A 26,720-nucleotide genomic window follows, 5' to 3' on the forward strand; every position below is an offset into this window, starting at 1 on the left:
ATTGCGAAATAGCGGCATCCGGCATTGAACGCAACAATAAGGTTAGCCCCAGACTGCCCCACCACCCATTATGGATTGATGACTAAATGGACGTGTCCGCTTCCGGCCCAACTGCGGTCATTCACTGCCAATTTTACGACAACGCTGCCAGGGTGTTGAGGAAGGCGCGGACGGCGGGGTTCGACCGTCGGCTCTCGGGCCACAGCGCCGTGATATTGTGCCGGTCTACCGCATAATCGGCCAGAACCGGCACAAGGGCTCCACGCCTCACCCAAGCGCTTGCCATGAAACTGGTTGCCATTCCGATGCCGCTACCCGCTGCGATCGTCGCAAGCACGGCTTCGCTCGCGTCCACGATAATGCCCGAGGACGGCACGATCTCGATCTCCCTGTCCCCAACGCGGAAAGGCCAGCGGAATAGCTGGCCGCTACTCTGGTAGCGCAGGCTGACAGTCTCATGCTCTGCCAATTGGTCCGGGTGCGTCGGCGGGCCGCGCCCGGCCAGATATTCGGGCGAGGCATAGCAGCATAGCCGATGCGGCAGGAGGCGGCGTGAAAGCAGGCGCGAGTCTGCCAGATCGCCAATGCGGACCGCGACATCGAAGCCGCCTTCGATAAGATCAACCATGTGATCGCTCAAACGCAGGTCTATGTTAACCTTCGGATGGAGCCTGCGAAACTGAGGAAGCACCGGCGCTATGACGTGCAGGCCGATCGGCAGAGATGCCGCGATCCGCAATGTGCCGGCGGGCTCGGTGCGCGCTGCTTTTGCCGCCTGCTCGATCTCTTCGGCGTCGTGCAGCAGCCTGAGCGCACGCTCATGCAGATCGCGCCCTTCGGCCGTCAGGGTCAGGGAACGTGTCGTGCGCGCAAAAAGCGAAACGCCGAGCTGTTTTTCCAGCCGCTGAATGCTTTTGCTGACCGCCGAGGGTGAGATGGACAAGGAGCGGGCGGCGGCAGTGTAACTTCCGAGCGAGCCGGCGCGAGCGAATGCAATCAGCCCCGTCAGCCTATCAATTCCCATTTGTTCCTTCATGGCACTACTAAAGCGAATTATCTGATGATTATCAATCGAAGGAGTTGATCGTATCTTCAGTCATCGAAACGACTATCCAAGCGAGGCCATGATGACTGACATGATGAAAGCCGTGCGATTGCACGAGTTCGGTGGACCAGATGTCCTCCTCTACGAGGATGCGCCCCGACCGGAAATCTCGGCTGTCGACGTGCTTGTTCGCGTCCATGCCACGAGCCTCAACCCGCCGGATCTCTATCTGCGCGACGGTTACCGAGCTCTCCCGCCGGAATGGCAGCCCAATCCAAGCTTTCCGCTGATCCTTGGTACCGACGTTTCCGGCACGGTTGCGGCCGTCGGCGAAGACGTGTCGCAGTTCAAGGTCGGCGACGAGGTCCATGCGATGGTCCGGTTCCCGCATGACCTCATGACGGGAAGCAGCGCCTATGCCGAATATGTTCGTGTTCCCGCATCGGACCTGGCGCTGAAGCCCGTCGGGATCGACCACGTCCAGGCTGCCGGCGCGCCGATGTCGCTTCTGACCGCCTGGCAATTTTTGGTCTATCTGGGACACGATGCGCCGAACCCCTTCCAGACCTTCCCGCATGCACCGGCTCCGCTCGACGGCAAGACCGTGCTGGTAAACGGCGCCGGCGGCGGCGTCGGCCATCTCGCAGTCCAGATCGCGAAATGGCAAGGCGCGAGGGTGGTTGCCGTTGCTTCCGGCAAGCACGAGGCGCTTCTCAATGATCTTGGTGCCGATATTTTCATCGACCACACGAAGACGGCTGCCGAACGAGTGGCGAAGGATGTTGATCTGGTGCTCGATGCCGTCGGCGGCGCGACTATGGAACGCTTTCTCCCCAGCATTAAGCCGAATGGCGCCCTGTTTCTCGTCAACCCGCTGGGCTTTTCAGGTTATGACGAAGCCGCGCGGCGAAAGATCACCGTCTCGACGACGCAGGTGCGCTCGAACGGCGCGCAACTGGCAGAGGCCGGCCGCCTGCTTGAGGACGGCTCCATACGGGTGGTGATCGACAGCACCTATCCGCTGGCCGAGGCATCGGCAGCGCATCGTCGTGCTTCCGAAGGGAGCATCCAGGGCAAGATCGTGCTGGTCGCCATCTGATCACCACTTGACCAGTCAAGCCCAGGCCGCCGCGAACAGTTGGTCGGGGCGCTGATAGAGGAGCTATCCCATGCTGATTATCACCGGCTACATGCACGTCGATCCAGCCTATCTGGCGCAATGCATGATGGAACTGAATTCGCTGGCATCTACAACACGAAAGCGTCCGGGAAGCATCACGTATGACGCTGCTGTGGACGATCCACAATCAGGTCGCTTGCTGATATCGGAACGTTGGGTCGATCAGGCCGCGCTTAGCGCTCATTTGCAGGCAGCCGACACGATCGCGTTCGTCAGCCGCTGGATCGGTAAGATGCGAGGCGAACTCAAGAAATACGACGCATTGAACGAACGCGACATCATGGATTGCTGATGCTGCTACTGGGTTGGAGGTCTGTGTCCGCATTGGGCCAACAGCCGACCTCGGCAGTTCTGCCCCTACACGCGACACTGCGGACGATCGTAGAACTCCCTAGTCTGCCACGTCGCAAAAAGCAGAAACACAAATGTCGCTTTCATCGCGAGTTTCCCGACACGCGGCGTTGGTTCACAATTGGGGTGCCGGATATGCTGGGTCTCTCTGATCGATCTGCCAGCCGGAAATCCAGACGCTGCGCAGCCTATCTCCCTCTTTGGGGAAGTGGTTTCCCGTCAAACTGCAGCTTTCCACGCGGTCAATCCGGAAATTCCGAATTGCCTGTCTCAGCTCGCACCATCCGACGATGACGGCATTGTCCAGATAGTAGATCAACGCCAGCGGCCAGACGATGCGACGCGTTGGATTGTTCTGCTGGTCACGGTAGTCGAGCAACAGCTTTTCCTCGTCGCGGATCGCACGACGGACAATCCCGAAATCGATGCCTTCCGGAGCTGGAGTGCTTGCGCCCCAGGCGTGAAGGGCACGCGATGTCAGTGCTTCGCGCAACGGCGCGGGCACGGCAGCTGCGATCTTGGCGACGACCCGTTCGGATGCCTTTTTGAGGTCAGTGTCGCCTGTACGCTCGATCAGCGCCATGCCGAGAACGACAGCCTCGGTCTCCTCAGCCGTAAACATCAGTGGCGGAAGATCAAAGCCGGGTCGGAGAATATAGCCGATCCCGCGCTCGCCTTCGATCGGCACGCGCATAGCCTGAAGGCCGGCAATGTCCCGATAGATCGAGCGCATGTTGACTTCCAGTCGGGCTGCCATCTTCGCCGCCGTTACAGGCGTCTTTGCCAGTCTCAGAATCTGGATGATCTCGAAGAGCCTGGAAGCTTTGCGCATGCTGATTACCTCATCACAACTGACACACCCCTGTCAGTTGAGCCCCTGTATAGCACGCCCAACAAGCTGCAAAACAGGCGGTATCGAGACCGTCAGTCGAATGGAACGGGGGGCAACTGACATGACCTACGTCGAAAATCTCTGGCTTTTCTTCCTTCTACTGACGGGCATTATCGCCGTTCCGGGCATGGACATGGTGTTTGTCCTTGCGAACACTCTTGCGGGTGGAAGACGCGCCGGTCTCGCAGCGACTTTCGGGATGATGGCCGGTGGAGCCTGCCACACCTTGTTCGGCGCTTTCGCCGTTGCCGGGCTTACCAGGTTGATCCCGGCTGTTTCCGGCCCCATGCTCATCATCGGGTCGGCCTATATGATCTGGATCGGGGTCAGTCTTGCCCGCAGCTCGATCGTGATCGGGTCCGTTGACAGCGGTGCGGCTCGATCTTCCGGGCGTGTCTTCATTCAGGCCGTCGTCACTTGCCTCCTCAATCCGAAGGCATGGCTGTTCATTCTCGCCGTCTATCCACAGTTCCTGAAGCCTGCTTTCGGGCCGCTCTGGCCCCAGGCACTTGCGATGGGTTTGATGACCGTGCTCGTTCAGCTTACCGTTTACGGTGGACTGGCTCTGGCCGCCGCGAGAGGACGCGATGCCATCGTCTCCAAACCCACTTTGACGATCTGGACAGGAAGGGTGGCTGGTGTGGTGCTGGTTGCGATTGCCGCATACATGTTTCTGCGCGGATGGAATGAACTGTGATCGAGCGATCCAGTTGTCGCAAAAATCCGAAGTGTCGAGCTGAAGGCGGCCTCACCAACCACGCCCAATACCCCACAAACAAAACGGCCAGGATCTCTCCCGGCCGTCTGAACTCTCTCAACCGCGTCTCGCGTTAAGCGCGCGTGGTGCGCTTGCGGCCCTGATGGCCGGCGGTGCGCTGGTCGATGGGGGCCTGGCCGCGGTTGTCGTTGCCGAAGCGAACCGGGCCGCGACCGTCGCCCTTGGGGGCTGCGGCCGGCGTGTGCCGGTTTGGCTTGGCTTCGCCGGATGCGGCGGCCGCATTGCCCTGATGGGCCTTGCGCTGGCTGCCGGCTTCATGCGCGCCGTGGCTTGCATGGTCGCGGTTGCCGGAACCGGCTGGCTTGGCTGAGCCACGGTTGTCAGGACGACCGCCAGTCTTTGCGCCCGGGTTGCCGAACTGCTTCTTGACCGGACGGAAATCCGAAGTCGAGGACAGATCGTTGTCGGGCGCTACGCTTGCCGCTGCCGGCCGTGCAGCCTGTGAACGGGGAGCCTGGCTTCTTGGCGCTTCTGCACCGTCACCAGCGAAGAACGGCTTGCGCGCCGGACGTTCGCGGCGCGGGCCACGGGCTTCGCCGGCGGCACCGCGGCCTTCGCCGCCGCCGCCATTGCCGCGTGGCTGGCCGCCACGGCCGCCCTTGTTGCCGCCGCGGGCATTGGCGCCGCCACGGTTGTTGTTGCCGTTGGCGCGAACCGGACGGTTCATCGTCTCAGGGCGCTCGCCGGTCAGCGTCTTGATCTCGATGTTCATCAGCTTTTCGATGTCGCGCAGCAGCATCGTTTCGTCCGGTGCGCAGAAGGCGATCGCGATGCCTTCGCGGCCGGCACGGGCCGTGCGGCCGATGCGGTGAATATAAGCTTCCGCGACATCAGGCAGATCGTAGTTGTAGACGTGGCTGACGGCCGGGATATCGATGCCGCGGGCCGCGACGTCGGTCGCAATCAGCGTCTTGATCTCCCCATCACGGAAACCCTTGAGTGCCCGTTCGCGCTGGCCCTGGCTTTTGTTGCCGTGGATCGAGGCGACCGAGAAACCGATGTTTTCAAAGTGCTTCATCAGCTTTTCAGCGGTGTGCTTGGTGCGCATGAAGACGATCGAGCGGCCATCCGGGTTGTCCATCAGCGACTTGCGAAGAAGGTCGGTCTTGTCACCCTTGCCGGCAACGAAGTGGACGAACTGGTCCACCTTGTCGGCAGCCTTGCCTGCAGGCGTCACTTCCACCTTGACCGGGTCGGTCAGGAAGTCGGCGGCGAGATCTGCGATCGCCTTCGGCATGGTGGCCGAAAACAGCATGGTCTGGCGCTTCTTCGGCACCATTTTGGAGATCTTGCGCAGGTCATGCACAAAGCCGAGGTCGAGCATCTGGTCGGCTTCGTCGAGCACGAGGAAGCGAACCGTCGTCAGGCCGATAGCGCGGCGCGAGATCAGGTCGAGCAGGCGGCCAGGGGTGGCGACCAGGATGTCGGTGCCCTTTTCCAGCTGCAGCTGCTGCTTGTTGATCGAGACACCGCCGACGACGAGATTGATCTTGAGCGGGCGGCCCTTGATGAAGGTCTTCAGGTTGGCGGCGATCTGGTTGACCAGTTCGCGGGTCGGCGCAAGGATCAGCGCGCGGGTGGTGCGGTTGTCGGGGCGGGTCGCGTCGGCCATCAGGCGCTCGATCAGCGGGAGGCCGAAAGCTGCGGTCTTGCCGGTGCCGGTCTGCGCAAGGCCGATCAGGTCGCGGCCTTCGAGGAGAAGCGGAATTGCCTGGGCCTGGATCGGCGTCGGGGTTTCAAAACCAAGCTCGGTGAGCGTGGCGACGATCTGCTTGGACACGCCAAGAGATTCAAAATTCGTCAAGTCGAATACCTTTCGGGGCGCCAAAAGCGGACGCTCCGAAATGGCACCATGCCATCCGGGCTGCTTGTGGCGTCAAGAACCCCGCGTGATTTGGGAACTTGTGTGTTGGAAATTACTTTCCAGCGCTTGAACCCTCATCCCGAGGGCGATCTATCTGTGCGCCTTGTTCCTTCTTCGCGCTGTCAGTATGGACGCGGGGCAGCTCACGCGGCTGCCGGAAGGTGAAAGCTGGCATGCATTTGGTTGATTTGCCGTCGAAAGTCAAGGTTCTTCTGCAAAACGACGCAGGCTGTCCGCTAGCGGCGACCCGGTAGGCACTCACGTCACAGGGGATTTTCTCGCGTCGTCAGCCCTCCGAGCGGCAGCCACACGGACGGCGATCCACAAGGTAATGGTCGCGCAGAGTGGCGGCGCAAAACGAAAAACGGCGGTGCATCGCACCGCCGTACCGCAACTCTTGATGGACGCCTGGACGCTCTAGTAGCAGACCCGTGCGCGGTAGGCTTCGCCATACTCGTTTTCCACCCATTCGTGGTGGCACCGCGGTGGTGGTGGCGGTGCGGCATAATAGGCGCGACGATAGACGACCGGCGGCGGTGGCGGCGGAGCATATTCGTATTGCGGCTCCACATAGACCGGACGCTGTGATCCGGACACGATCGCGCCGCCGATCAGGCCGCCGGCAATCCCTGCTGCCGCACCCAGCAGCACATCGTCGCCGTGGTGACGGTAGTGATCGCGGGCCTGCGCTGCCGGTGCCGTCGCAGCAAGTGCGCCGGCGACTGAGAGAGCCGCAATGCCAGCAGTAATGGTCTTCTTCATGATCGACATGCCTGGTTCCTTTCCCCGTGGTGTTTCGAGGTACGACCAAAGCGTCGCTCTCAATCAGGGCGGATTGATGGAAGTTTTATCGCCGTAGTCTGAACGCCTATTCAGACTCCACCGTGGAAAAATTGCTTTTCGAAAGGTGTCGGCAACCCAGGGTCTGCCCGGAGATTGGATTGCGGCGAAAACCCGGCAATTTTCGGGAGGAATTGTGGCTCGAGCTGTCTGGCGGTTTTGTCGGGCAAGAAAAAGCGCCGGGTCTGAACCCGGCGCTGGAGCTGATCAGCAGTTGTTCGTCGTGGTGCCGGAACCGTCGGTCGAACCGCTGGTTGCCGAAGGTGCGCCACCGACACCGGTCGTGTCGCAGCCGCCTTTGCTCGTGCCGTTTCCGGTCGTCATGCTCTTGGAGTCCGTGCTGCCCGTGGTCGTCCCATCGTTGGCGCTATTGGACGGCGTGTTGGACGGCGTCTGGCCGGTTGTGCCGCTGCTCGTTCCGGATGCAGCGCCTGCGCCAGACGCGCCGGAACCTGCGGATCCACCGGATGCACCTTGAGCGAATGCCGATGTTGCAAGGCCAAGCGTCAGCGTGGCAATCGTCACAAGTTTCATCATCGAAGAATTTCCTTTGTTCGCTTCACGTCAGGGTTAACCGGCGTCGGCGTTCAAGGTTGCCTGATGCTGCCGATTTAGTGTCATTGCGTTGATCCTCGATGCGTGAGACGCCCCCGGCCGCACTCCATTCGAACTTGCGAAAACGCAAATATTAAACAACCCTGTGTTCCGGGCAACGTGTTGTTAATACTCGCTATGGTGTTATCGGGTCGGTTTCCGAAAAATGGTGGGATCCCGCATGCGCGGGAGTGAGCGGGGCAGGGTGCACACGAAGAGCGAACGCCTGGAAAGCAAGTTTCTGGAGCGGGCCTGCGCCCGCATCGTGGATCTCCCCGAACCCGCCTATATCAAGAACTGCCGGCTCGCATATGTCGCCGTCAACCCCGCCTATGCGGCCATGGTCGGCGCTCGCCCGGAGGAGCTCGTCGGCCAGACAAGCCGCAGCCTCGGCAGCGATGGCGAAAAGGACGAGCGCAAGGAAAAGGAATGCCGCGCCCTGGTGTTCGGTGCCGAAGAAAAGGCGCTGGCGTTCAACGCCGACGGGATCTTTTCCCACGAGATCCATATCGAACGGTTTCTGACGGAAGACGATCAATCCTACGTCTTCGGCCATTTCCTGCCGGTCGGCGCTGCATCGCGCCCAACGGGTAATGGCGTCCCCGCGCCGCTCGAAACGACAGCGAAGCCGTTTTCGCTGTTTGAGAACGGTCTTCTCGACGACGCGATCGACATGCTCGAAATGGGCATCGGCATCTACGACCGCGACAATGTGCTCGTTTACTGCAATTCGCAGCTTGTCGACCATTTCGATGCCTGTGGCATTGTCATCAAGCCGGGCATAGCGCTGGAGGACATCATCCACCGCGCCTATGATCAGCGGGAACGTGCGGCAAGCGGCAATGCGTCCGTAACGCTTGCGCCGCGCGAGAAGTGGGTGGAACAGCGTCTCCGTGCCTTCCTCGTTCCCTATCACGAGCGGATCGACAAGCTGCCGGATGGGCGCTGGATGCGCAGTCTCAACAAACGGCTGGAAAACGGCCTGCTGATCGCCATCCGCCACGACGTCACCGACTTCAAGGACCAGGAGATGTTGCTGCGCAGCCAGGTGGCGGAAACCGGGCTTTTCCGCGCCATCCTGGAAGACCTGCCGGCCCCCGTGTTCGTTCGCAACGAAAAGCACGAGCTGACCTATGCCAACCACGCCTACGAGCAAATGCTGGGCAGCGAACGGGAAAACTATCTCGGCAAGACGGAAGCCCAGATGTTTCCCTGGGCGGCGGAGCGGTTCTGGAACGAAAACGCCCGCGTGTTGGACGGCGAGGCGATCGACAAGTCGGAGGATATGACCTTCCCGGACGGTTCGGTCATTCCGGTTCTTACACGCCTGCGCTCGATCGAGGTCGACGACGGCAGCCGCTATCTGGTCTGCTCGCGCACGGACGTGTCGCTGATCAAGGAAGCGCAGCAAAAAGCGGAAAAGGTCAGCCAGGATCTGCAGACGATCCTGTCGGCCCAGCCGGTCGGCATCGGTATTCTCGATGCGGATCTGGTGTTCGAATACGCCAATCCCGCCTTCTATACATCCTGGGATACGGACAAGCGCTTCGATCTGGCCGGCCGTTCCTACCGGGATTTCATGAAGGTCAATTACGACAACGGTATCTATGCCGGCTCGGACTTGGGTTTCGATGCGATCTACAATGCCCGCATCGCCGCACTGACAGCCAGCAACGATCATCCGCCGATCGAGATCCGCACGCATGGCGGCCATTACCTGCTGATTTCGGGCACGCAGCTGACCGATGGCAAGATCCTCATCAGCCATACCGATATCACCGCGATGCGCCAACGCGATGCGGACATCCGGCAAGCGCAGGAAGCGCTGCAGAAACACGGCGCGCTGATGCGCGACGCAACCAGCGCAATGTCTCAAGGGCTGCTCATCCTGCATGACGGCGCGATTATCTTTTCAAACGATGCGCTTGCCGCCATGCTGGAGATGCCGGCCGACATGCTGTCGATCGGCAAAAGCTGGCGCAACGTCTTTGGCTACTGCGCAAAACGCGGCGATCTTGGCGATGCGCGCACCTCGACCGCGGCGTTGCGCGAATGGGAAGCAAGCGTTGCCTCTGGAGAGCCGGTATTTACCTCGTTCCGCGTCGAGGACCGCCGCTGGATCCAGCTCGAGGCCCGTCCGACCGGGGACGACCACTGGCTTGCGGTCTTCACGGACGTCACCGAGAGCAAGGAACGCGAGGCGGACCTGACGCGCCTGCTCAACCGGGCGGAAGCGGCCGACCGGGCGAAGTCGGAATTCCTCGCCAACATGAGCCACGAGATCCGCACGCCGATGAACGGCGTGCTCGGCATGGCCGAACTGCTCGCCAAGTCCAGCCTCGATACCCGCCAGAAGACCTTCGTCGACATCATCGTCAAATCCGGCAATGCGCTTTTGACGATCATCAACGACATTCTCGATTTTTCCAAGATCGATGCCGGCCAGATGAAGCTGCGCAAGGCGCCGTTCGATCCTGTCGAGGCAATCGAGGACGTGGCGACGCTTCTGTCGTCGGCCGCTGCCGACAAGGATATCGAACTGATTGTCCGCGGCGAGGTTTCGGTGCGCGAAACGGTCCTCGGCGATGCCGGCCGCTTCCGCCAGATCGTCACCAATCTGGTCGGCAATGCCGTCAAATTTACCGAAAAGGGCCATGTCTTCATCGACTTGAAGTCGCGGCCGATCGATGGTGACCAGCTGATGCTGTCGATCCGCATCGAGGATACCGGCCTTGGCATTCCCGAAGAAAAGCTTCGGTCGGTGTTTGAAAAGTTCAGCCAGGTGGATACGTCGTCCACCCGCCGTCATGAAGGCACGGGGCTCGGCCTTGCGATCACCTCCGGTCTGGTCGAGCTGTTCGGCGGCTCCGTCGAGGTCGAGAGCGAGCTTGGCCGTGGTTCGGTCTTTACCGTCAACCTGCCGTTTGCCGTGGTTGCCGAACGCAAGATGGAAGTGACGCTGCCGGTCAACACCAGCGGCGCCCGCGTCCTCGTGATCGACGACAATGCCGTCAATCGCCGCATCCTCACCGAACAGTTGAGCATGTGGGGCTTCGAGACCGTGGCCGCTGAAGACGGGGCTGAAGGCATCGCCTTCCTGCAGGAAGCCGCTAGGCTCGGCATCGTCATCGATACGGTCGTGCTGGATTATCACATGCCGGAGATGAACGGGTTCGACTGCGCCAAGGCGATCCGGCGCGACAAGCGCTTCGATCTCACCGGCATCGTCTTTCTGACCTCGATGGACATGGCCAATGACGAGTCGATGTTTGCCGAACTCAACGTCCAGGCGCATCTGATGAAGCCCGCCCGCGCAGCCCTGTTGCGCAGCACGATCATCGACGTCGTCCGCGTCATCCGCACCCGGCGCCGCGCCTCCGGGCAAGCGGTGCCGCTCATTGCGTCGTCTGCTCCCTCCGTCGACACAGCGGGCTCAAAGCCTGCAGAACCGGTGGCGCAACAAAACACCGTCGCTCCCATCGTCAAACCAACGCTCGATGTTCTCGTGGCTGAGGACAACGAGGTCAACCAGATCGTCTTTACCCAGATCCTGCAGATGACCGGATGGCTGTTCCAGATCGTCAAGAACGGGGCGGAAGCCGTCGAGGCCTGGCAGAAGTATGATCCGGCGGTGATCATCATGGACGTGTCGATGCCGGTGATGAACGGGCATCAGGCGACCCGCAAGATCCGCGAACTCGAAAACTCGACCGGCACGCATGTCCCGATCATCGGCGTCACCGCCCATGCGCTCGAAAGCGACCGCGAACTCTGCTTCCAGGTCGGCATGGACGATTATCTGTCGAAGCCGATCAGTCCCGAAGCGCTGGAGAACAAGATCCGCCACTGGCTGGACGGCGCCGTCGTTGTTTCGGCGCTGGACGGCAACTGAGGCCTTGGAGCCTCAGTCCCGGCGTCCGCTCAACATCTCGCGCTTGCCCGCAAAACCAGGCTTGCGTTCCACGGTGAAACCCGCGGCCGTCAGATTGCGGCGGACGAAGCCTGCCGCCGCATACGTTCCGAACGTGCCGCCGGTGCGGGTCTTCTTGAACAGCGCCTGCATCAGCTCCGGCGACCACATGTCGGGATTGCGCGACGGCGCGAAGCCATCGAGGAACCAGGCGTCGAAGTCTGCCTCTTCAGCCGTGACGCCGTCGAGCGCTGGACCGCAGACAACCATCAGCGTCGTCTGGTCGTCGAGGTCGATGGTGATCCGTCCGCCTGGTTGATCCGGCCATGCTTGCGTCAGTGCCTGCCGCTGCGGATCGATTTCCGGCCACCGCGCCAGTGCCCGCTCGATCTCGTCGCGCTGCATCGGATAGAGTTCAAACGATGTGAAATGCAGCCGTGTGCCGGGTTTGCGGAAAAGCGCCCACTGGCGCCAGGTCTCGCAGGCATTGAGGCCGGTGCCGAAACCGAGTTCGCCGATCCGGAACGTGTCTCCAGCTGGCGACATCTCGTTCCAGCGCTCCGGCAGGCCGTTTCCGGCCAGAAACACATGGCCGCATTCCAGGCGGCCATCGGTGCGGCAATAAAAGTGGTCGCCAAATTCCGTCGAATACGGCATATCGCCGTCATGCCAGTCGAGCGCCGGGGCTTCAGGCGTGGCGTCGTGTTTTACAATTTCGGGATCGTGATTGCTCATGGAAGATGCGGATAATCCTCGAGGTCCCCGGGGTCAATCGCCAGCGATGCCGCATCTCCCCGGCGATCATGTCGATCTCCTGATCATCGGCGGCGGCATCATGGGCCTCTGGGCCGCGGTCAAGGCGGAACGGCTCGGCATCCGAACCCTTTTGGTCGAAGCCGGACGGTTGGGGCAGGGTGCCAGCGGCGGCATTCTGGGCGCGCTGATGTCGCATGTGCCCGACCGCTGGAACGACAAGAAACAGGCGCAATTCGACGCACTCGTCGCCCTCGAAGACGAAGTGGCGAGGCTCGAAGCCGAGGCCGGGCTGTCCTGCGGTTATCGCCGCTCCGGTCGGCTGATCCCGCTGCCGAAGCCGCACTTGAGACCCATCGCCCTACGCCATCAGCAGGAGGCAGAGGTCAACTGGCGGCACGACGGCGATCCGTTCCACTGGCATGTGCTCGATGCGTCGCCTTTCGACGGATGGCCGGACCCGGCCTTTACCGAAGCCGGCATCGTGCACGACACGTTTGCCGCCCGAGTTTCCCCCCGTCATCTGATGGCTGCGCTCGCCGCCTTCCTTGGCAACGCCCGGCATGTGAGCCTGATCGAAGGACTGCCGGCGGAGCGGATCGACCCGGTGGCAAACCGCGTCGAATTTGCCGATGGACGCTCGATCGGTTTTGGCCATTGCATGATTGCGGCCGGCCCGCAGTCGTTTCCGCTGCTTGGTCCCCTGTCTCCATCCATCTCGGTTCCGCTGGGACAGCCGGTGAAGGGGCAGGCGGCGCTGTTGAAGGCCGATATCGATCCGTCGCTGCCGATCCTCTTCCTCAACGGCCTCTATGTCATCGCCCATGACGATGGCCACGTGGCGGTCGGCAGCACCAGCGAGGAGGAGTTCGACGCGCCGTTTGCCACCGATGCCAAGCTCGACGATCTCCTGGTCCGCGCCCGCGCGCTCGTGCCGGCACTTTCCGGTGCGGAAGTGGTGGAGCGCTGGGCCGGCTTGAGGCCTAAGGCGATCGGCCGTGAGCCGATGGTGGGGCCGCATCCCGACCATCCAAGCGTCATCGCTCTCACCGGCGGCTTCAAGGTCAGCTTCGGGCTTGCCCACAGGCTTGCGGATGCCGCGCTCGGTTTCGTCATCGGTCAAGAGCACTCGCTTCCCGAGAGTTTTATACTTTGGGGTCATCTTTCGGTTGCTACGCGTTAAACGCGCGTTTCGGCCCTTTCTCGTCGTTAATCTGTCACGCAAATCGCGTAACCCAATTCGTGGGATTGATGAGCATGCGTGAATAAACGAACAGGGGCAGAAAAGGTGACGCATGCGCTACGCACTCTATTTTACGCCACCTGCGCATGATCCGCTGACGCTTGCCGCGGCGCAATGGCTCGGCCGCAGTGCCTATTCCGGCGAGGCGATGGAGCCGCCCGAGATCTGCAACCTTGGTTTGCATGAGATCGCCTATCATACCGCGCTGCCGCGCCGCTGCGGTTTTCACGCCACGCTGAAGGCGCCGTTCCGGCTGGCACCTGAAATCACCGAACAGATGCTGCTGCGCCATCTGATGCGCTTTGCCGGTGCCCATGATCCGTTCGAACTGCCGCCTCTCGAAGTGGCCCGCCTCGGCAATTATTTCGGGCTTGTGCCGGCACTTCCCTGCGAGCGGATGCGGTTTCTCGCCTGCGCCGTCGTGCAGGAATTCGATGCGTTTCGGGCGCCGCTCTCGGAAGGCGAACTGGAACGCGCCGATCCCGGCGATCTCTCGGCACCGCAGTTTTCCAATCTTCATCGCTGGGGCAACCCTTACGTGATGGAAGAATACCGCTTTCACATGACGCTGACGGGCCCGATGACACCGGCCGAGATGCCGCGTTTCGAAACGGCCTTGCGCGCCCATTTCAATCCGTATCTGCTGCGTCCCTTGGAAATCGCCAACATCGCGCTGTTCGTCGAGAATGAGCCCGGTGCACCGTTCCATGTGCATTCTCTGCATCCGATGGGGCGCGTTTCCGCCCGCAAGATCGCCTGAGCGATCACGTTCCGTCTCGACATCGGCGGAAAGGCTGGGCTACCTTCCACAAGAGATAATCGAGGTGGACCATGCCCATAACCATAAAAGACTACCCCCGCGATCTCGTCGGCTATGGCCGCCACACGCCCGATCCGAAATGGCCCAACGGCGCCAATATCGCCGTGCAGTTCGTGATCAACTACGAAGAGGGCGGCGAAAGCTCGATCCTGGATGATGATCCGGCGTCTGAAAACTTGCTGTCGGAAATCGTCGGCGCCGCCGCCTGGCCGGGCCAGCGCAATCTCAACATGGAATCGATCTACGAATACGGTTCTCGCGCCGGTTTCTGGCGGCTGCACCGGCTGTTTACCGAACTCAATGTGCAGACCACCGTCTATGGCGTGACGCTTGCCATGGCCCGTAATCCCGAAGCTGTCGCTGCCATGAAGGAAGCCGGTTGGGAGATCGCCAGCCACGGTTACCGCTGGCTGGAATACAAGGATTTCGACGAAGCGCGGGAACGCGAACACATTCTTGAGGCGGTGCGCCTGCATACGGAGCTTACCGGCGAGCGTCCTTACGGCATGTATCAGGGCAAGCCATCCGACAACACGCTGAAGCTCGTCATGGAAGAGGGCGGTTTCCTCTATTCGTCCGACAGCTACGCCGACGATCTGCCCTATTGGGTTCCCGGGTTGGATGGCAAGCCGTTCCTGATCATCCCCTATACGCTGGAAACCAACGACATGCGCTTTGCCACGCCGCAGGGTTTCAACACCGGCGATCAGTTCTTCACCTATCTAAAGGATGCGTTTGACACACTTTACCGGGAAGGCGAGGAGGGGGCGGCAAAGATGCTGTCGGTCGGCCTGCATTGCCGCCTCGTCGGGCGCCCAGGCCGCGTGGCGGCGCTGCGCCGGTTCATGGAATACGTGCTCTCCCACGACAAGGTCTGGCTGCCGCAACGCATCGAGATCGCCCGCCACTGGCATGCCCATCACAAGCCCTCAGATGTGTCGGCCCCAAGCACGGTGGCTGCACGATGACCGCCCGCAACGATTTCGTCGCGACCTTCGGCGGCGTGTTCGAACATTCGCCCTTTATCGCCGAGCGCGCCTATGACGGCGGCATGATCTTCGTGCCGTTGACGGCGAAGGGCGTGCATGAAGCGATGGTGGCGGTCTTTCGCGCCGCGGACCGGCAGGAGAAGCTCCGCATCCTCAACGCCCATCCGGATCTCGCCGGAAAACTCGCCATCGCCGGCGGACTGACCGAAGAGAGCAAAAGCGAACAGGCCGGCGCCGGGCTCGATCGTCTGAGCCCAGATGAGCACGCACGTTTCACCGAACTCAACGCCGCCTATGTCGCAAAATTCGGCTTCCCCTTCATCATCGCCGTGAAAGGCCTGACAAGGGACGACATTCTGGCCGCCTTCGAGACCCGCGTCGGCAACGACGCTGATCAGGAATTTGCGACCGCCTGCGCCCAGGTGGAAAGGATCGCGCATCTGCGGTTGCTGGCCCTTTTGCCGGAGACGTGAGGGGGTCGCTTTCTTCGCCGTCGCTTGTGGCCTATATTGGATGGATAACGAGTGGTGGCCACATGAGACCGTCGGAAGCGCTGGAGAAGAACAGGGGAGTGATCCGGGAGATTGTCGCCCGTCGGCAGGTCTTTAACGCGCGCGTCTACGGTTCCGTCCTGCGGGGCGAGGATCATGCTGGAAGCGATCTGGATATTCTGGTCGACCCGTCGCCGGATACATCGCTTTTTACTCTTGGCGGGCTGCAATGGGAGCTCGAACAAGCACTCGGCGTTCCCGTCGATATCAAGGTGCCCGGCGACTTTCCTCCCAATTTGCGCGAGCGCATCGTTTCTGAAGCGCTTGCCATATGACGGGCGGTCGGCTGGAGGTCTACCTAGAGCGCATATCTGTCGCGGGATCACGCGCTATTGCTTATGTCGACGGTGCGGACCGCGTATCATTCGGAGCGGACCAGCGGACGCAGGATGCGGTAATCGCCAACATCGCTGCGATCGGCGAATGCGTGACGAAAATCATGGACAGGTTTCCCGAATTCGCCGCCGCTCACCCGGAGGTGCCGTGGCAGGATATCAGGGCAATGCGCAATCGGGTCGCGCATCAATATTTCGATATCGACGTCGATACGGTGTGGCGCACGGTGACGATCGATCTTCCCGACCTTCTCGAGCAACTCCAATCTCTGCGCAACTTCCATGCCCAAGGCGAATGATTTGACCGACCATGAAACCCTCTGCATCCTCCCGCTCACTAAAGCCGCCTTCGCAGCCTATGGCGATGTGATCGAGGCCGATCCGGCGACGATGCGGCTGATCAACAACGGCACGACAGAGCGCTACCACGGGCTTGCCTCACCAGTTGTGGTCGGGCCGGCCGAGCGGCTGATCTTCAACATTTTTCGCGGCCAGCCGCGGAGTTTTCCGCACGAGGTCGGGATGATGGAGCGGCATCCGTTCGGCAGCCAGAGTTTCATGCCACTCTCCGGGCGGCCGTTTCTGGTGGGCGTTTCCGACGACGAGGACGGCCGGCCGGGGCGTCCGAAAGTCTTTCTGGCGCAGCCGCATCAGGGCGTGAACTATTTCGCCAATACCTGGCATCATCCGCTGATGGCCCTAAGCGAGGTCAGCGATTTTCTCGTCGTCGACCGGGACAACACGGCGGCAAACCTCGAGGAATTCTTCTTCGACAAACCCTATCGCATCACGGAGCCCAGCCTATGACCGGCCTCACCACCCATGTGCTCGATACCGCGAGCGGTGCGCCTGCCTCGGGGCTCGTCATCGACCTCTACCGCATCGACGGCGACGTTCGCGAAAAACTCATGACGGTCACGACCAATGCCGATGGCCGCATTGATGGCGGACCGATCCTGTCCGGCGACACCTTCATTGTAGGAACCTACGAGCTCGTCTTCCATGCCGGCGACTATCTGCGTGCTCGCGGCGTCGCGCTGACCGAGCCGGCCTTTCTCGACGTCATCCCGATCCGCTTTGGCATGTCCGATGTCTCGGCGCACTATCATGTGCCGCTGCTGATCTCGCCCTATGGCTATTCCACCTACAGGGGAAGCTGATGCGCTTTGCAGCGATCGCCGATATTCACGGAAACTGCGCCGCACTGCAGGCGGTGCTCGACGACATCGCAGACCTCGGCATCCGCGACATCGTCAATCTCGGCGATTGTTTCAGCGGCCCACTGGAGGCGGACCGGACCGGTGACCTGCTGCTTCTTCTCGATGAGGCCGCAGCGCAGACCGTGCGCGGCAACCACGATCGCTACCTCCTGGAAACGCCACCCGACGCCTTGGCGGCCTCGGATCGGCACGCGCACGGGCAGCTGGCACGGCGGCATTTCGAATGGCTGCGCAAACTGCCATTCACCAAGGTCTGGCGCGACGACGTTTACCTGTGCCATGCGACGCCGGAGAACGACAATCTCTACTGGCTCGAAACGGTGTCCTCGGACGGCCACGTGACGCTGCGGCCGCAAGCCGAGATCGAAGCGCTGGCCGAAGGCATCGCGCAATCGCTGATCCTTTGCGGCCACAGTCATGTCGCCCGGATCGTGCAGCTTTCGGATGGCCGGCTGATCGTCAATCCCGGCAGCGTCGGCCAGCCCGCCTATGACGACGATGCCCCCGTCTATCACAAGGTCGAAACAGGCCATGCTCTGGCGTCCTACGCGGTGATCGAAAAGACCGACAAAGGCTTCGTGCCGACACTGCGCACCGTGGCCTACGACCACATGGCAATGTCCCGGCTCGCCGCGAAAAACGACCGTCCCGACTGGGCAAGTGCACTCGCGACCGGCAGGGTGTGAGGGTCGGTCGGGCCGCGCCCATGCCCCTTCAATTCTCTATCCACCGCTAAAATTCCGACGGAAACCATTCCGCAAGGCTTCTTCCAGATACTCCCCTGCGACGAGACAGGGGATGATTCGATGGCTCAATCACGCGCAAAACCGGCTGCGAAACGCAAGCGCAGCGCCGCGACCAAACGCTCTTCCTCGCGTTCGGGCGGGTCGCTCTGGCTCTGGGGGGTAGCCCTTGTCGTGGTCGGCGGCTCGATCGCGCTTTATGATCATTCGACTGCCGCGCGCCGCTTCGTGAGCAGTCTCACCTCTTCAAAGCCCGTTCAGACAGCCTCGAAGCCGGTGCAGCGCGATGACAATCCGGTACCGCCCAAACCGGTCGTCGCCGCAGCACCTCTGCAGCGCCCGGTCACGCCGCGGCCGGCGGCTGCGATAGACCAGAGCCAGACGGCGGCGATCATTCCGCCGGCGCCGATCGGCAAGCCGGGCCTGGACGCGGTTGCCGCACAGTCGGCGGCTCAGCCGGGGGAGCCGAGAGTGGGTGAAAAGCTTGCCGGTGCCTATGAGGCAAAGTTCTTTCTCTGCGGCACCGCCAAGCAGGACGACTGCGTCGTGTCCGCCGACCGGTTCGTCTTCCATGGCCAGAAGATCCGGCTGGTCGGCGTCGAAGTTCCCAATATCGCCAAGCCCCGCTGCGAGGCCGAGCGGATCAAGGCGAGCGATGCCAAGCTCCGGGTCCGCGCATTTCTCGATTCCGGCCCGTTCGACCTGATGAGCTGGCGCGGCAACGATGCGGCGGTCGATGGTCACCAGTTGCGCGAAGTCACCCGCAACGGCCGCTCGCTCGCCGATATCCTCGTCAACGAGGGATTGGCGAAACGCCCGGGCGCCGGCAAATCCGGCTGGTGCTCCTGAGCCTCAGCCGCCTTTCGCCGTGGCCTCCGCCTTACTTCGAAGGCTGGCCGTTGGAGGCAGAGATTCCACCATCGACCGGCAGGTTGACGCCCGTCACGAAGCGCGCATCGTCGCTCGCCAGAAACGCGATCACGGCGGCGATATCGGCCGGCTCGCAGGGGCCTTCCAGCGCAAAGCGCGCGTTGAACTGGGCCAGCCGTTCCTGGTTGTCCATGATGCTGTCCGTCATGCCGCTGCGGGTCAGGCTCGGGCAGACCGCGTTGACGCGGATGCCATCCTTGCCGTGATCCAGCGCCATCGCCCGGGTGAGATTGACGACACCACCCTTGGCGGCATTGTAGGCCGCCATGCCCCAGTCGCCACCGGTGCCGGAAACAGACGCGACGTTGACGATCGAGCCTCTGGTCGTCTTCAAATGCGGGATTGCCGCGCGGCTTGCGAAGAACACGCCGTCGAGATCGGTCGCCATCACCTTGCGCCAGTCGCTGGTCGACAGCGATGACACATCGCCCTGCACCGCTACACCTGCATTGTTGACGAGAGTGTGCACGCGACCGAACGTCTTGACCGCGGCCTCGACCAGATCGTTCACCTGGTCCTCGTCCGCCATGTCGCAGGCCTGCACGAGAACGCGGTCCTCGGGGTAGGGCGCTGCAACCGCCTCGAGCTTTTCGGGGGTGCGGCCGGCGATCACGACGAAGGCGCCCTCATCCAGAAACCGTTCTGCGGTCGCCTTGCCGATGCCCGATCCCGCGCCCGTGACGATGACGACTTTTTCGCTGAAGCGCTGCATGAAATTCTCCTTGTAAGCGATGCTGTTAGGGCCATCCTCCAAGGCTTCGAACGGGCAGGAACGGGGCGCGGTTCCACCGGCAGACGCGGCGAATATGCGATTGTTCGCATTTTATTAATATTGTTAGCAAAGACTGACGGACGGGACACATCGAAATCAGATGGCAGGCGTTGAGGGAGCGAACTACATCGGAGGCGAACATGGCTTTGTATCAGCGTACCGTGCTTGTCGTAGAAGATGAGCCCCTAATCCGGCTGCATCTGGCAGACACTTTGGAGGATGCCGGCTATACGGTTCTCGAGGCATCGAACGTGCTCGAGGCGGTGGCCGTCCTTGGGCAGTCCCGAACCGTTGACGCGGTCATTACCGATATCGACATGCCCGGCGCCCTCGACGGTTTCGACCTGATGAAGCTGATCTGCAGCTGCTACCGGGATACCGCCGTCATCGTCACGTCAGGCGGTCATGTCCTGTGCGAAGCCGAGCTTCAACCCGGCTGCGCGTTCATTCCCAAACCCTATGACCTGCCGAAAATGCTCGACATGCTCGCGGCACGGATTGCCCAGGCATCGACCCGGTCGTCCCAGGCCTGGCCCTGCGGCAGACTGTGGGCCTAGGCTCAGAAGAAGAAATCAGAACCTCACGTCGGCAATGATGTCGCGGCCGCAGGTTTCGATATCGCGCTTTCCGCACAAGGCCATCGAGATGTCCATTTCCTTGCGGATGATGTCGAGCGCTGCAGTCACGCCCGGCTTTCCCATCGCGCCGAGGCCATAGAGGAAGGGGCGGCCGATATAGGTGCCCTTGGCCCCCAGCGCCACGGCTTTGAGCACATCCTGACCGGAGCGGATCCCGCCGTCGAAATGCACCTCGATACGGTCACCGACGGCTTCGACGATCTTCGGCAGCATGCTGATCGAGGAGGGGGCGCCATCCAGCTGGCGGCCGCCGTGGTTGGAGACGATGATCGCATCGGCGCCGGTATCGGCTGCGGCGCGTGCGTCTTCCTCGTCGAGAATGCCCTTGATGATCAGCTTGCCGCCCCACAGGTCCTTGATCCAGCGGATATCGTCCCAGGAGAGGCGCGGGTCGAACTGTTCGGCGGTCCAGGCACCAAGCGACGACAGGTCCGAAACGTTGCTGGCATGGCCCACGATATTGCCGAAGCCGCGACGCTTGGTGCGCAGCATTTCCAGGCACCATTGCGGCCTGGTCGCCAGCTGCAGCGCGCTGTTCAGCGTCCATTTGGGCGGCGCCGACAGGCCGTTTCTGATGTCCTTATGACGCTGGCCGAGGATCTGCAGATCGGCGGTGACGACCAGCGCCGAGCAGCCGGCCTGCTTGGCGCGGCCGATCAGCCGTTCGATAAAGCCGCGGTCTTTCAGCACGTAGAGCTGGAACCAGAACGGCTTGGTGGTGACCGAGCGCACATCCTCGATCGAGCAGATGCTCATGGTGGACAGCGTGAAGGGAACGCCAAATTCTTCGGCCGCCTGGGCTGCCAGCATCTCGCCATCGGCATGCTGCATGCCGGTCATTCCGGTCGGCGCGAGCGCCACGGGCATCGCCGCCGCCTGTCCCACCATCGTCGTTGCCAGCGATCGGTTGGTCATGTCGACCAGCACCCGCTGGCGCAGCTTGATCTTGGAAAAGTCATCCTCGTTGGCACGGTATGTGCCTTCGGTCCAGGCGCCGCTATCGGCATAATCGAAGAACATTTTGGGCACACGACGGCGAGCCATGGTCTTCAGATCGGCAATGGTCAGCGGCTTGGACATGCGCAAAACTTCCTCCTCGATGGTTGTCCGACAACTACCATATCCGGGCGACCTTGCCAGCGGAAACGTCGGTTTGGGGGAGCAGTTTTCTCAACCGCACCGCAGGTGCCGCGCCGCAACGGAAAACGGGCGGCCAAGGCCGCCCGTCGTAGTTTACTCAATCTGTGGCCGGGTTTTGTGGCTGAGCCTCAGAATTCTTCCCAGGACTGGGCCTGTGCCGCGGCCGATGACGAACCGCCGCCGAAGGCTGAAGCGATGCGGTTGCCGAGTGCTCGTGCCGGCGATGGTGTCTGGCGCGAGGCCGGCGATACGGCCATCGGAGCCGACGGAGCATGGCCGCGACGGCCAACCGATGCGGAGCGGTTTTCGCCCTGGCCGAGGTTGAAGCGCGACAGGAGGTCGTTCAGCGAGGCTGCTTCCTTGGCAAGCGAGTGGCTGGCCGCAGTCGATTCTTCCACCATGGCGGCGTTCTGCTGGGTGCCCTGGTCCATCGTGTTGACCGCCGTGTTGATCTCCTGCAGCCCGACCGCCTGTTCGCGTGCGGAGTCGACGATTGCGTTGACGTGCCGGTTGATCTCCTGGACTTCGGCGACGATGACTTCCAGCGCCCTGCCGGTCTCGCCGACGAGGTGGACGCCGGAGCGGACATGCTCGCTTGATGCGGTGATCAGTTCCTTGATCTCCTTGGCGGCCTTGGCAGACCGCTGTGCGAGTTCGCGGACTTCCTGTGCGACGACGGCAAAACCCTTGCCCGCTTCACCGGCACGCGCGGCTTCGACACCGGCGTTTAGGGCCAAAAGGTTGGTCTGGAAGGCGATTTCGTCGATGACGCCGATGATGCTGGAGATCTCGCCCGAGGACTTTTCGATCCCCTGCATGGCGGTGACCGCATCGCGCACGACTGCGCCGGAACGCTCGGCGCCGGCACGGGCCTTGGTGACGAGGTTGCCGACTTCTTCGGCGCGCTTGCTGGAATCCTTCACCGTGGTGGTGATCTGCTCCAAGGCGGCTGCGGTTTCTTCGACCGATGCAGCCTGCTGTTCGGTGCGCTTGGACAGATCGTCGGCGGCCGCACGGATCTCATTGGCGCCGCCGTCGATGCCGCGGGCATTGTTGCCGACGGCCTGCAGGGTTTCCTGAAGGTTGGCAACCGAATCGTTGAAGTTGTTGCGCAGTGCATCGAGATGCGCGACGAACGGCGTGTCGAGGCGGTAGGCGACATCACCCTGTGCAAGCTTCGCCAGTCCGCCGGCAAGCTGGTCCACCGCGAACTGTGTGTCAGCTGCGTCCTTTGCCTTTTGCGCGTCGCGTTCGATGCGTTCGCGATCGGACAGGCTCCGGTTGGCATCGGCTTCGCGCTCGAGGCGGATGCGCTCCAGCGCGTTGTCGCGGAACACGGCAACGGCTGCCGCCATGGCGCCAAGCTCGTCGCGGCGATCCTGACCTTCGATCGGTGCCTCTGTTTCACCCCGTGCCAACGACGCCATGCGTTCGCGCAGGTTGGCAATCGGCTTGGTGATGCCCTTGGCGGAGACGAGGAGCGCTCCGACGATACCGGCCGAAAACACGACTGCGAGAACGAGCAGTGCGTTGAAGATCGTCGAGTTCGTTTCGTCGGTGATCGCGTTGCTCTTGGTATTCACATCTGCGCTCAACCGCTCGAGGAATGCCGCGAGGTCCTTCGCCAGCGGCAGAACCTGCTGATCGACCTTCACAAGAGCTGCCTTGGCGATTTCGTCCTGGTCGTTTTCACCGAGGGCAACAGCCTCGTCAGTCAGCGTAAGGACTGCCTTGACGCGGGTCACGAGCGGGTCGAGGTCTGCCGCTCTGGTTGGCACGAGTGTACGGATATGCTCGAGACGCACCATCAGGTTGGTTTTGCTTTCCTTGTAGAAAGCAGTGGCAGCCGTCATCCCCTCGCTGCCCCTGGGATAGGCAAGGGTCTGGTAGGCGGCATAGCCCGTCGCCGCAAGATTGCGGTTGGCGCGGGCCATTTCCACAGCCGCAACGGTGTCTGTCGAAATAAAATCGGAGTAGCTGGTATCGGCAGCCTTGTAGCGGCTTGCAACGAAGCTTGTAGCGCCCAGGCCAACGACGCAGAGCGGGATAAGGACAGACAGTATCTTGGTGCGAATACTCGCATTTTTCAAAAACGACATATAACCCCTCGTGGAGTAGCGGAGAAGCCTCCATTCCATCAGCGTTGCTGGCGCCAGCCGGGATCGCTGGAGCGCATGCAAACTGATCGATTGGTCAGGCAAACTTGTGTGGCATGACAGCTGCGCTCTGCCTTCATGGCTGCCAGGGGATATTCTGTCGCAGACAGGCGTAATAAGTTATAGTTTAAATATAATTAAGCGCTGATATTACAGTGAAAATGCATCACGACTGGATTCTAGACTTGGTGTTTCGTTCGCCGGTGGCGCCCGGAGGGATGGGGTATCCTGTCCCGACAGCCAGGCTACGTCGAGACGTCAGGCCTCCACGGCACCAGTCTGCACTTCATCGCCGCCCAGCCCCGTCTTCATCGCCTTGCCCGCAACATAGGTTTCCACCACCGCGCGGTCGTCGCCCATGGTCTGCAGCAGGAACAGCTCTTCGGGCAGGGTCTTCACCGTTTCCATCCGAAGCCGCATTGCGGGTGTCGATCCGGCGTCGAGGATGACGAGGTCGGCCATCGATCCGATGTCGAGCGTGCCGATGTCGGCCTCCATGCCCAGCGCCTCGGCATTGCCGCGGGTCATCAGGTAGTAGCTTTCGAGCGGATTGAGACGTTCGCCCAGCAGTTGCTGGATCTTGTAGGCCTCGTCCATGGTCTTCAGCATCGAATAGCTGGAACCACCGCCGATATCGGTGGCCACGGAAACCCGGACCGGCTTTTCCCGTCGTCTCAGCGCTTTCAGCGGAAACAGGCCGGAACCGAGGAACAGGTTGGAGGTCGGGCAATGCACGGCAATGCTGCCGGCTTCCGACAGCGCATCTGCCTCACGCTCGGAGAGATGGATGGCGTGGCCGAGCAGCGTCTTTTTCCCCAGCAGGCCGTAGCGGGCATAGATGTCGGTATAGTCCGTCGCTTCCGGATAGAGCTCGGCAGTATACTTGATTTCGTCGTGGTTTTCCGAGAGGTGCGTCTGGATGAACAGGTCGGGAAATTCCTGCGCCAACGCTTCCGCCGCCTTCATCTGGCCCGGCGTCGAGGTGATCGCAAAGCGGGGCGTGATGGCGACGTGGTTGCGGCCCTTGCCATGCCATTCGGCAATCACGGCTCTGGTTTCGTCATAGCCCATCTCGGCGGTATCGAGCAGGCCCTGCGGCGCATTGCGATCCATCATCACCTTGCCGCCGACCATGCACATGTTGCGCTTCATCGCCTCGGCGAAAAACGCGTCGGCGGAAGTCTTGTGGACGGAGCAATAGGCAACCGCCGTCGTCGTGCCGTGGCGCAGGAACTCGTCGTAGAAATGCGTGGCGATGCGCGTCGCGTGATCGCTCTCGACGAAGCGGCATTCCTCGGGGAATGTGTAGGTGTTGAGCCATTCCAGAAGGTTGCCGGCATAGGACGCAATCACCTGCATCTGCGGAAAATGCACATGGGTGTCGATCAGCCCCGGCAGGATGAGGTGCGGCCGGTGATCGATCTCCTCGATATCGGCTGGCGCCTGCGCCTTGACCTGCGCGTAGTCGCCGGTTGCGGTGATCCGGCCGCCGGACACGAGGAGGGCGCCGTCGTGCTCGTACGAATAGCTGTCGGTATCGGTCATCGCGAGGGGCGCACGCTTGAATGAAAGAAGGCGGCCGCGGATCAGGGAATCGGTCATCTAAAACTCTATTTCGACGCTATTGCACTTTCATACCACGCAACGAGAAGAAGGCGCTCCTCGAGGGTGATGGCGGACACGTTGCCTGGCGGCATGGCGTGGCTCCGGCCGGCCTGGATATAGATCTCGCGGGCGTGGGCGGCAATCTCCGCATCGGTTTCCAGTTTCACCGATTTCGGCGTGAATGTGATGCCCTCCCAGACCGGTTCCGCCGCATGGCACATCGAACAGCGCCCTTGGACGACATTGCGCGCCGCGACGAAATGCGTGTCGGATGCGAATGTCTGCTGGATCGGCGTCATGGCCGATGCGCTCGATATCTCGGTCTCGCCGGTCAGCACTTTCGGCACCGTCGAAAGCCACATGATGGTGATGAACAGGAGCACCGTCACCAGCCAGGTCCAGGTCGGCTTGCCCTTGCGCGCATGGGTAGTGTTGAACCAGTGCCGGATCGTCACGCCCATCAGGAAGATCAGCGCCGCGATCACCCAGTTGAAATGGGTGGCAAACGCCAGCGGATAATGGTTCGACAGCATGAAGAAGATGACGGGCAGGGTCAGGTAGTTGTTGTGCAGCGAACGCTGCTTGGCAATCGCGCCGTATTTCGGATCGGGCGTGCGTCCGGCGATCAGGTCGGCGACGACGATGCGCTGGTTGGGCATGATGATCATGAACACGTTGGCCGACATGATCGTGGCGGTGAAGGCGCCGAGATGCAGGAAGGCGGCGCGGCCGGAAAAGATCTGCGTGTAGCCCCAGGCCATCGCGACCAGAACCACATAGAGAATGCCCATCAGCGCCCAGGTGTTCTTACCGACAGGCGATTTGCACAGCTGGTCATAGATGACCCAGCCGATACCGAGTGACGCCAGCGAAAGGCCGATCGCCTGCAGGGATGACAGGTCCATCACCGTGCGGTCGATCAGGAACAGGTCTGCGCCGCCATAATAGACGATGCACAGCATCACGAAGCCGGAGAGCCAGGTGGCGTAGCTTTCCCACTTGAACCAGGTCAGGTGCTCCGGCATCTGCGCCGGCGCCACCAGGTATTTCTGGACGTGATAGAACCCGCCGCCATGCACCTGCCATTCCTCGCCATAGGCGCCGACGGGAAGATGTGCCCGCTTCACCAGCCCAAGATCAAGCGCGATGAAGTAGAAGGACGAGCCGATCCAGGCGATCGCAGTGATGACGTGAAACCAGCGCGCTGCAAAGCTCAGCCATTCCCAGGCGATCGCGTATTCGTACATTCCGTGTGTTCCCGATTCAGTTCCCCTGCAGCGCACTTTGGGGAAAAAATCGCGGAGAGGGAAGAGGGGCGGACGCCACCGTCATTGCGATACAGATCATATGGCGATGAGGGGAGCGGACGAG

26 protein-coding genes are annotated in these 26,720 nt (G+C 61.7%); 15 read left to right on the plus strand and 11 right to left on the minus strand.

The window, feature by feature from the left end:
- Positions 1 to 133: 133 nt before the first annotated feature.
- Positions 134 to 1,024: a LysR substrate-binding domain-containing protein gene (locus tag G6K99_RS09205; protein ID WP_371816152.1), complete on the minus strand. Its 891-nt coding sequence runs from the start codon at positions 1,022 to 1,024 to the stop codon at positions 134 to 136.
- Positions 1,025 to 1,127: 103 nt separating this feature from the next.
- On the opposite strand from G6K99_RS09205, the gene G6K99_RS09210 reads away from it, so the two are divergent.
- Both G6K99_RS09210 and G6K99_RS09215 read left to right on the plus strand, forming a co-directional pair.
- A complete protein-coding gene (locus G6K99_RS09210; RefSeq protein WP_174196357.1) occupies positions 1,128 to 2,144 on the plus strand; it encodes an NADP-dependent oxidoreductase in 1,017 nt (338 codons plus the stop codon).
- A gap of 70 nt (positions 2,145 to 2,214) precedes the next feature.
- On the plus strand, positions 2,215 to 2,517 hold the full coding sequence (locus tag G6K99_RS09215) for a putative quinol monooxygenase (protein ID WP_174196358.1): 303 nt from the start codon (positions 2,215 to 2,217) through the stop codon (positions 2,515 to 2,517).
- A gap of 174 nt (positions 2,518 to 2,691) precedes the next feature.
- Here G6K99_RS09215 and G6K99_RS09220 read toward each other — a convergent pair whose 3' ends face one another.
- Entirely contained in the window at positions 2,692 to 3,408 is a 717-nt protein-coding gene (locus G6K99_RS09220; RefSeq protein ID WP_174196359.1) for a YafY family protein, read from the minus strand.
- 121 nt (positions 3,409 to 3,529) lie between these two features.
- Between G6K99_RS09220 and G6K99_RS09225 the strand changes: the two genes are divergently transcribed.
- A complete protein-coding gene (locus tag G6K99_RS09225) occupies positions 3,530 to 4,165 on the plus strand; it encodes a LysE family translocator (protein WP_113110876.1) in 636 nt (211 codons plus the stop codon).
- Between the two features lie 133 nt (positions 4,166 to 4,298).
- Here the strand turns inward: G6K99_RS09225 and G6K99_RS09230 are convergent, their stop codons facing one another.
- The 3 genes from G6K99_RS09230 to G6K99_RS09240 all read right to left on the minus strand — a co-directional run bounded on the left by G6K99_RS09230 (position 4,299) and on the right by G6K99_RS09240 (position 7,487).
- Positions 4,299 to 6,050: a DEAD/DEAH box helicase gene (locus tag G6K99_RS09230; protein ID WP_244631417.1), complete on the minus strand. Its 1,752-nt coding sequence runs from the start codon at positions 6,048 to 6,050 to the stop codon at positions 4,299 to 4,301.
- A 477-nt stretch (positions 6,051 to 6,527) separates the two neighbouring features.
- The gene (locus tag G6K99_RS09235; RefSeq protein ID WP_062455439.1) at positions 6,528 to 6,881 is read right to left on the minus strand and encodes a hypothetical protein; all 354 of its coding nucleotides are present in this window, start codon (positions 6,879 to 6,881) and stop codon (positions 6,528 to 6,530) included.
- 276 nt (positions 6,882 to 7,157) lie between these two features.
- Complete coding sequence (locus G6K99_RS09240) at positions 7,158 to 7,487, minus strand: hypothetical protein (protein ID WP_113110811.1); 330 nt, start codon at positions 7,485 to 7,487, stop codon at positions 7,158 to 7,160.
- A 238-nt stretch (positions 7,488 to 7,725) separates the two neighbouring features.
- Here G6K99_RS09240 and G6K99_RS09245 point away from each other — a divergent pair, with 238 nt between their 5' ends.
- Positions 7,726 to 11,436 carry a response regulator gene (locus G6K99_RS09245; RefSeq protein ID WP_174196360.1) on the plus strand — a complete coding sequence of 1,237 codons (3,711 nt, stop codon included), beginning with the start codon at positions 7,726 to 7,728 and terminating at the stop codon, positions 11,434 to 11,436.
- A 12-nt stretch (positions 11,437 to 11,448) separates the two neighbouring features.
- Here G6K99_RS09245 and mnmD read toward each other — a convergent pair whose 3' ends face one another.
- A complete protein-coding gene (gene mnmD, locus G6K99_RS09250; protein WP_174196361.1) occupies positions 11,449 to 12,189 on the minus strand; it encodes a tRNA (5-methylaminomethyl-2-thiouridine)(34)-methyltransferase MnmD in 741 nt (246 codons plus the stop codon).
- Here mnmD and G6K99_RS09255 point away from each other — a divergent pair.
- The 10 genes from G6K99_RS09255 (at position 12,188) to G6K99_RS09300 (ending at position 18,957) form a co-directional block, all read left to right on the plus strand.
- Positions 12,188 to 13,390, plus strand: coding sequence for an FAD-binding oxidoreductase (locus tag G6K99_RS09255; protein ID WP_174196362.1), 1,203 nt, complete (start codon positions 12,188 to 12,190; stop codon positions 13,388 to 13,390). The genes mnmD and G6K99_RS09255 overlap by 2 nt on opposite strands.
- A gap of 112 nt (positions 13,391 to 13,502) precedes the next feature.
- A complete protein-coding gene (locus tag G6K99_RS09260) occupies positions 13,503 to 14,210 on the plus strand; it encodes a DUF1045 domain-containing protein (protein WP_062582757.1) in 708 nt (235 codons plus the stop codon).
- A 71-nt stretch (positions 14,211 to 14,281) separates the two neighbouring features.
- Positions 14,282 to 15,238: an allantoinase PuuE gene (puuE, locus tag G6K99_RS09265; protein WP_180215471.1), complete on the plus strand. Its 957-nt coding sequence runs from the start codon at positions 14,282 to 14,284 to the stop codon at positions 15,236 to 15,238.
- Entirely contained in the window at positions 15,235 to 15,732 is a 498-nt protein-coding gene (gene uraD / locus G6K99_RS09270) for a 2-oxo-4-hydroxy-4-carboxy-5-ureidoimidazoline decarboxylase (RefSeq protein ID WP_174196363.1), read from the plus strand. Before puuE ends, uraD begins: the two co-directional genes overlap by 4 nt.
- 62 nt (positions 15,733 to 15,794) lie before the next feature.
- Positions 15,795 to 16,085, plus strand: a complete 291-nt coding sequence (locus G6K99_RS09275; RefSeq protein ID WP_062455459.1) for a nucleotidyltransferase family protein — start codon at positions 15,795 to 15,797, stop codon at positions 16,083 to 16,085.
- Positions 16,082 to 16,444 (plus strand): DUF86 domain-containing protein, encoded by a 363-nt coding sequence (locus G6K99_RS09280; RefSeq protein WP_174196364.1) that lies wholly within the window; start codon positions 16,082 to 16,084, stop codon positions 16,442 to 16,444. The genes G6K99_RS09275 and G6K99_RS09280 overlap by 4 nt, the downstream gene beginning before the upstream one ends.
- A 1-nt stretch (position 16,445) precedes the next feature.
- Complete coding sequence (locus G6K99_RS09285; protein ID WP_371816153.1) at positions 16,446 to 16,952, plus strand: ureidoglycolate lyase; 507 nt, start codon at positions 16,446 to 16,448, stop codon at positions 16,950 to 16,952.
- Complete coding sequence (gene uraH, locus G6K99_RS09290; RefSeq protein ID WP_174196366.1) at positions 16,949 to 17,305, plus strand: hydroxyisourate hydrolase; 357 nt, start codon at positions 16,949 to 16,951, stop codon at positions 17,303 to 17,305. Before G6K99_RS09285 ends, uraH begins: the two co-directional genes overlap by 4 nt.
- Positions 17,305 to 18,051, plus strand: coding sequence for a metallophosphoesterase (locus tag G6K99_RS09295; RefSeq protein ID WP_174196367.1), 747 nt, complete (start codon positions 17,305 to 17,307; stop codon positions 18,049 to 18,051). The genes uraH and G6K99_RS09295 overlap by 1 nt, the downstream gene beginning before the upstream one ends.
- Before the next feature lie 120 nt (positions 18,052 to 18,171).
- Positions 18,172 to 18,957, plus strand: coding sequence for a hypothetical protein (locus tag G6K99_RS09300; protein WP_174196368.1), 786 nt, complete (start codon positions 18,172 to 18,174; stop codon positions 18,955 to 18,957).
- A 31-nt stretch (positions 18,958 to 18,988) separates the two neighbouring features.
- On the opposite strand, the gene G6K99_RS09305 is transcribed toward G6K99_RS09300, so the two are convergent.
- Positions 18,989 to 19,750: an SDR family NAD(P)-dependent oxidoreductase gene (locus tag G6K99_RS09305; protein ID WP_174196369.1), complete on the minus strand. Its 762-nt coding sequence runs from the start codon at positions 19,748 to 19,750 to the stop codon at positions 18,989 to 18,991.
- Positions 19,751 to 19,950: 200 nt separating this feature from the next.
- Here G6K99_RS09305 and G6K99_RS09310 point away from each other — a divergent pair, with 200 nt between their 5' ends.
- Positions 19,951 to 20,367, plus strand: coding sequence for a response regulator (locus G6K99_RS09310; protein WP_062455479.1), 417 nt, complete (start codon positions 19,951 to 19,953; stop codon positions 20,365 to 20,367).
- 15 nt (positions 20,368 to 20,382) lie between these two features.
- On the opposite strand, the gene G6K99_RS09315 is transcribed toward G6K99_RS09310, so the two are convergent.
- The 4 genes from G6K99_RS09315 to puuD form a co-directional block, all read right to left on the minus strand.
- A complete protein-coding gene (locus G6K99_RS09315) occupies positions 20,383 to 21,528 on the minus strand; it encodes an alpha-hydroxy acid oxidase (RefSeq protein WP_062582781.1) in 1,146 nt (381 codons plus the stop codon).
- A 188-nt stretch (positions 21,529 to 21,716) separates the two neighbouring features.
- The gene (locus tag G6K99_RS09320; protein ID WP_174196370.1) at positions 21,717 to 23,687 is read right to left on the minus strand and encodes a methyl-accepting chemotaxis protein; all 1,971 of its coding nucleotides are present in this window, start codon (positions 23,685 to 23,687) and stop codon (positions 21,717 to 21,719) included.
- 315 nt (positions 23,688 to 24,002) lie between these two features.
- Positions 24,003 to 25,346, minus strand: coding sequence for a guanine deaminase (gene guaD, locus G6K99_RS09325; RefSeq protein WP_174196371.1), 1,344 nt, complete (start codon positions 25,344 to 25,346; stop codon positions 24,003 to 24,005).
- A gap of 8 nt (positions 25,347 to 25,354) precedes the next feature.
- Positions 25,355 to 26,596: a urate hydroxylase PuuD gene (puuD, locus tag G6K99_RS09330; RefSeq protein WP_174196372.1), complete on the minus strand. Its 1,242-nt coding sequence runs from the start codon at positions 26,594 to 26,596 to the stop codon at positions 25,355 to 25,357.
- Positions 26,597 to 26,720: the final 124 nt, after the last annotated feature.

The sequence above is a fragment of the Neorhizobium sp. AL 9.2.2 genome (assembly GCF_013317225.1).
In the GTDB taxonomy this organism is placed as follows: domain Bacteria; phylum Pseudomonadota; class Alphaproteobacteria; order Rhizobiales; family Rhizobiaceae; genus Neorhizobium; species Neorhizobium soli.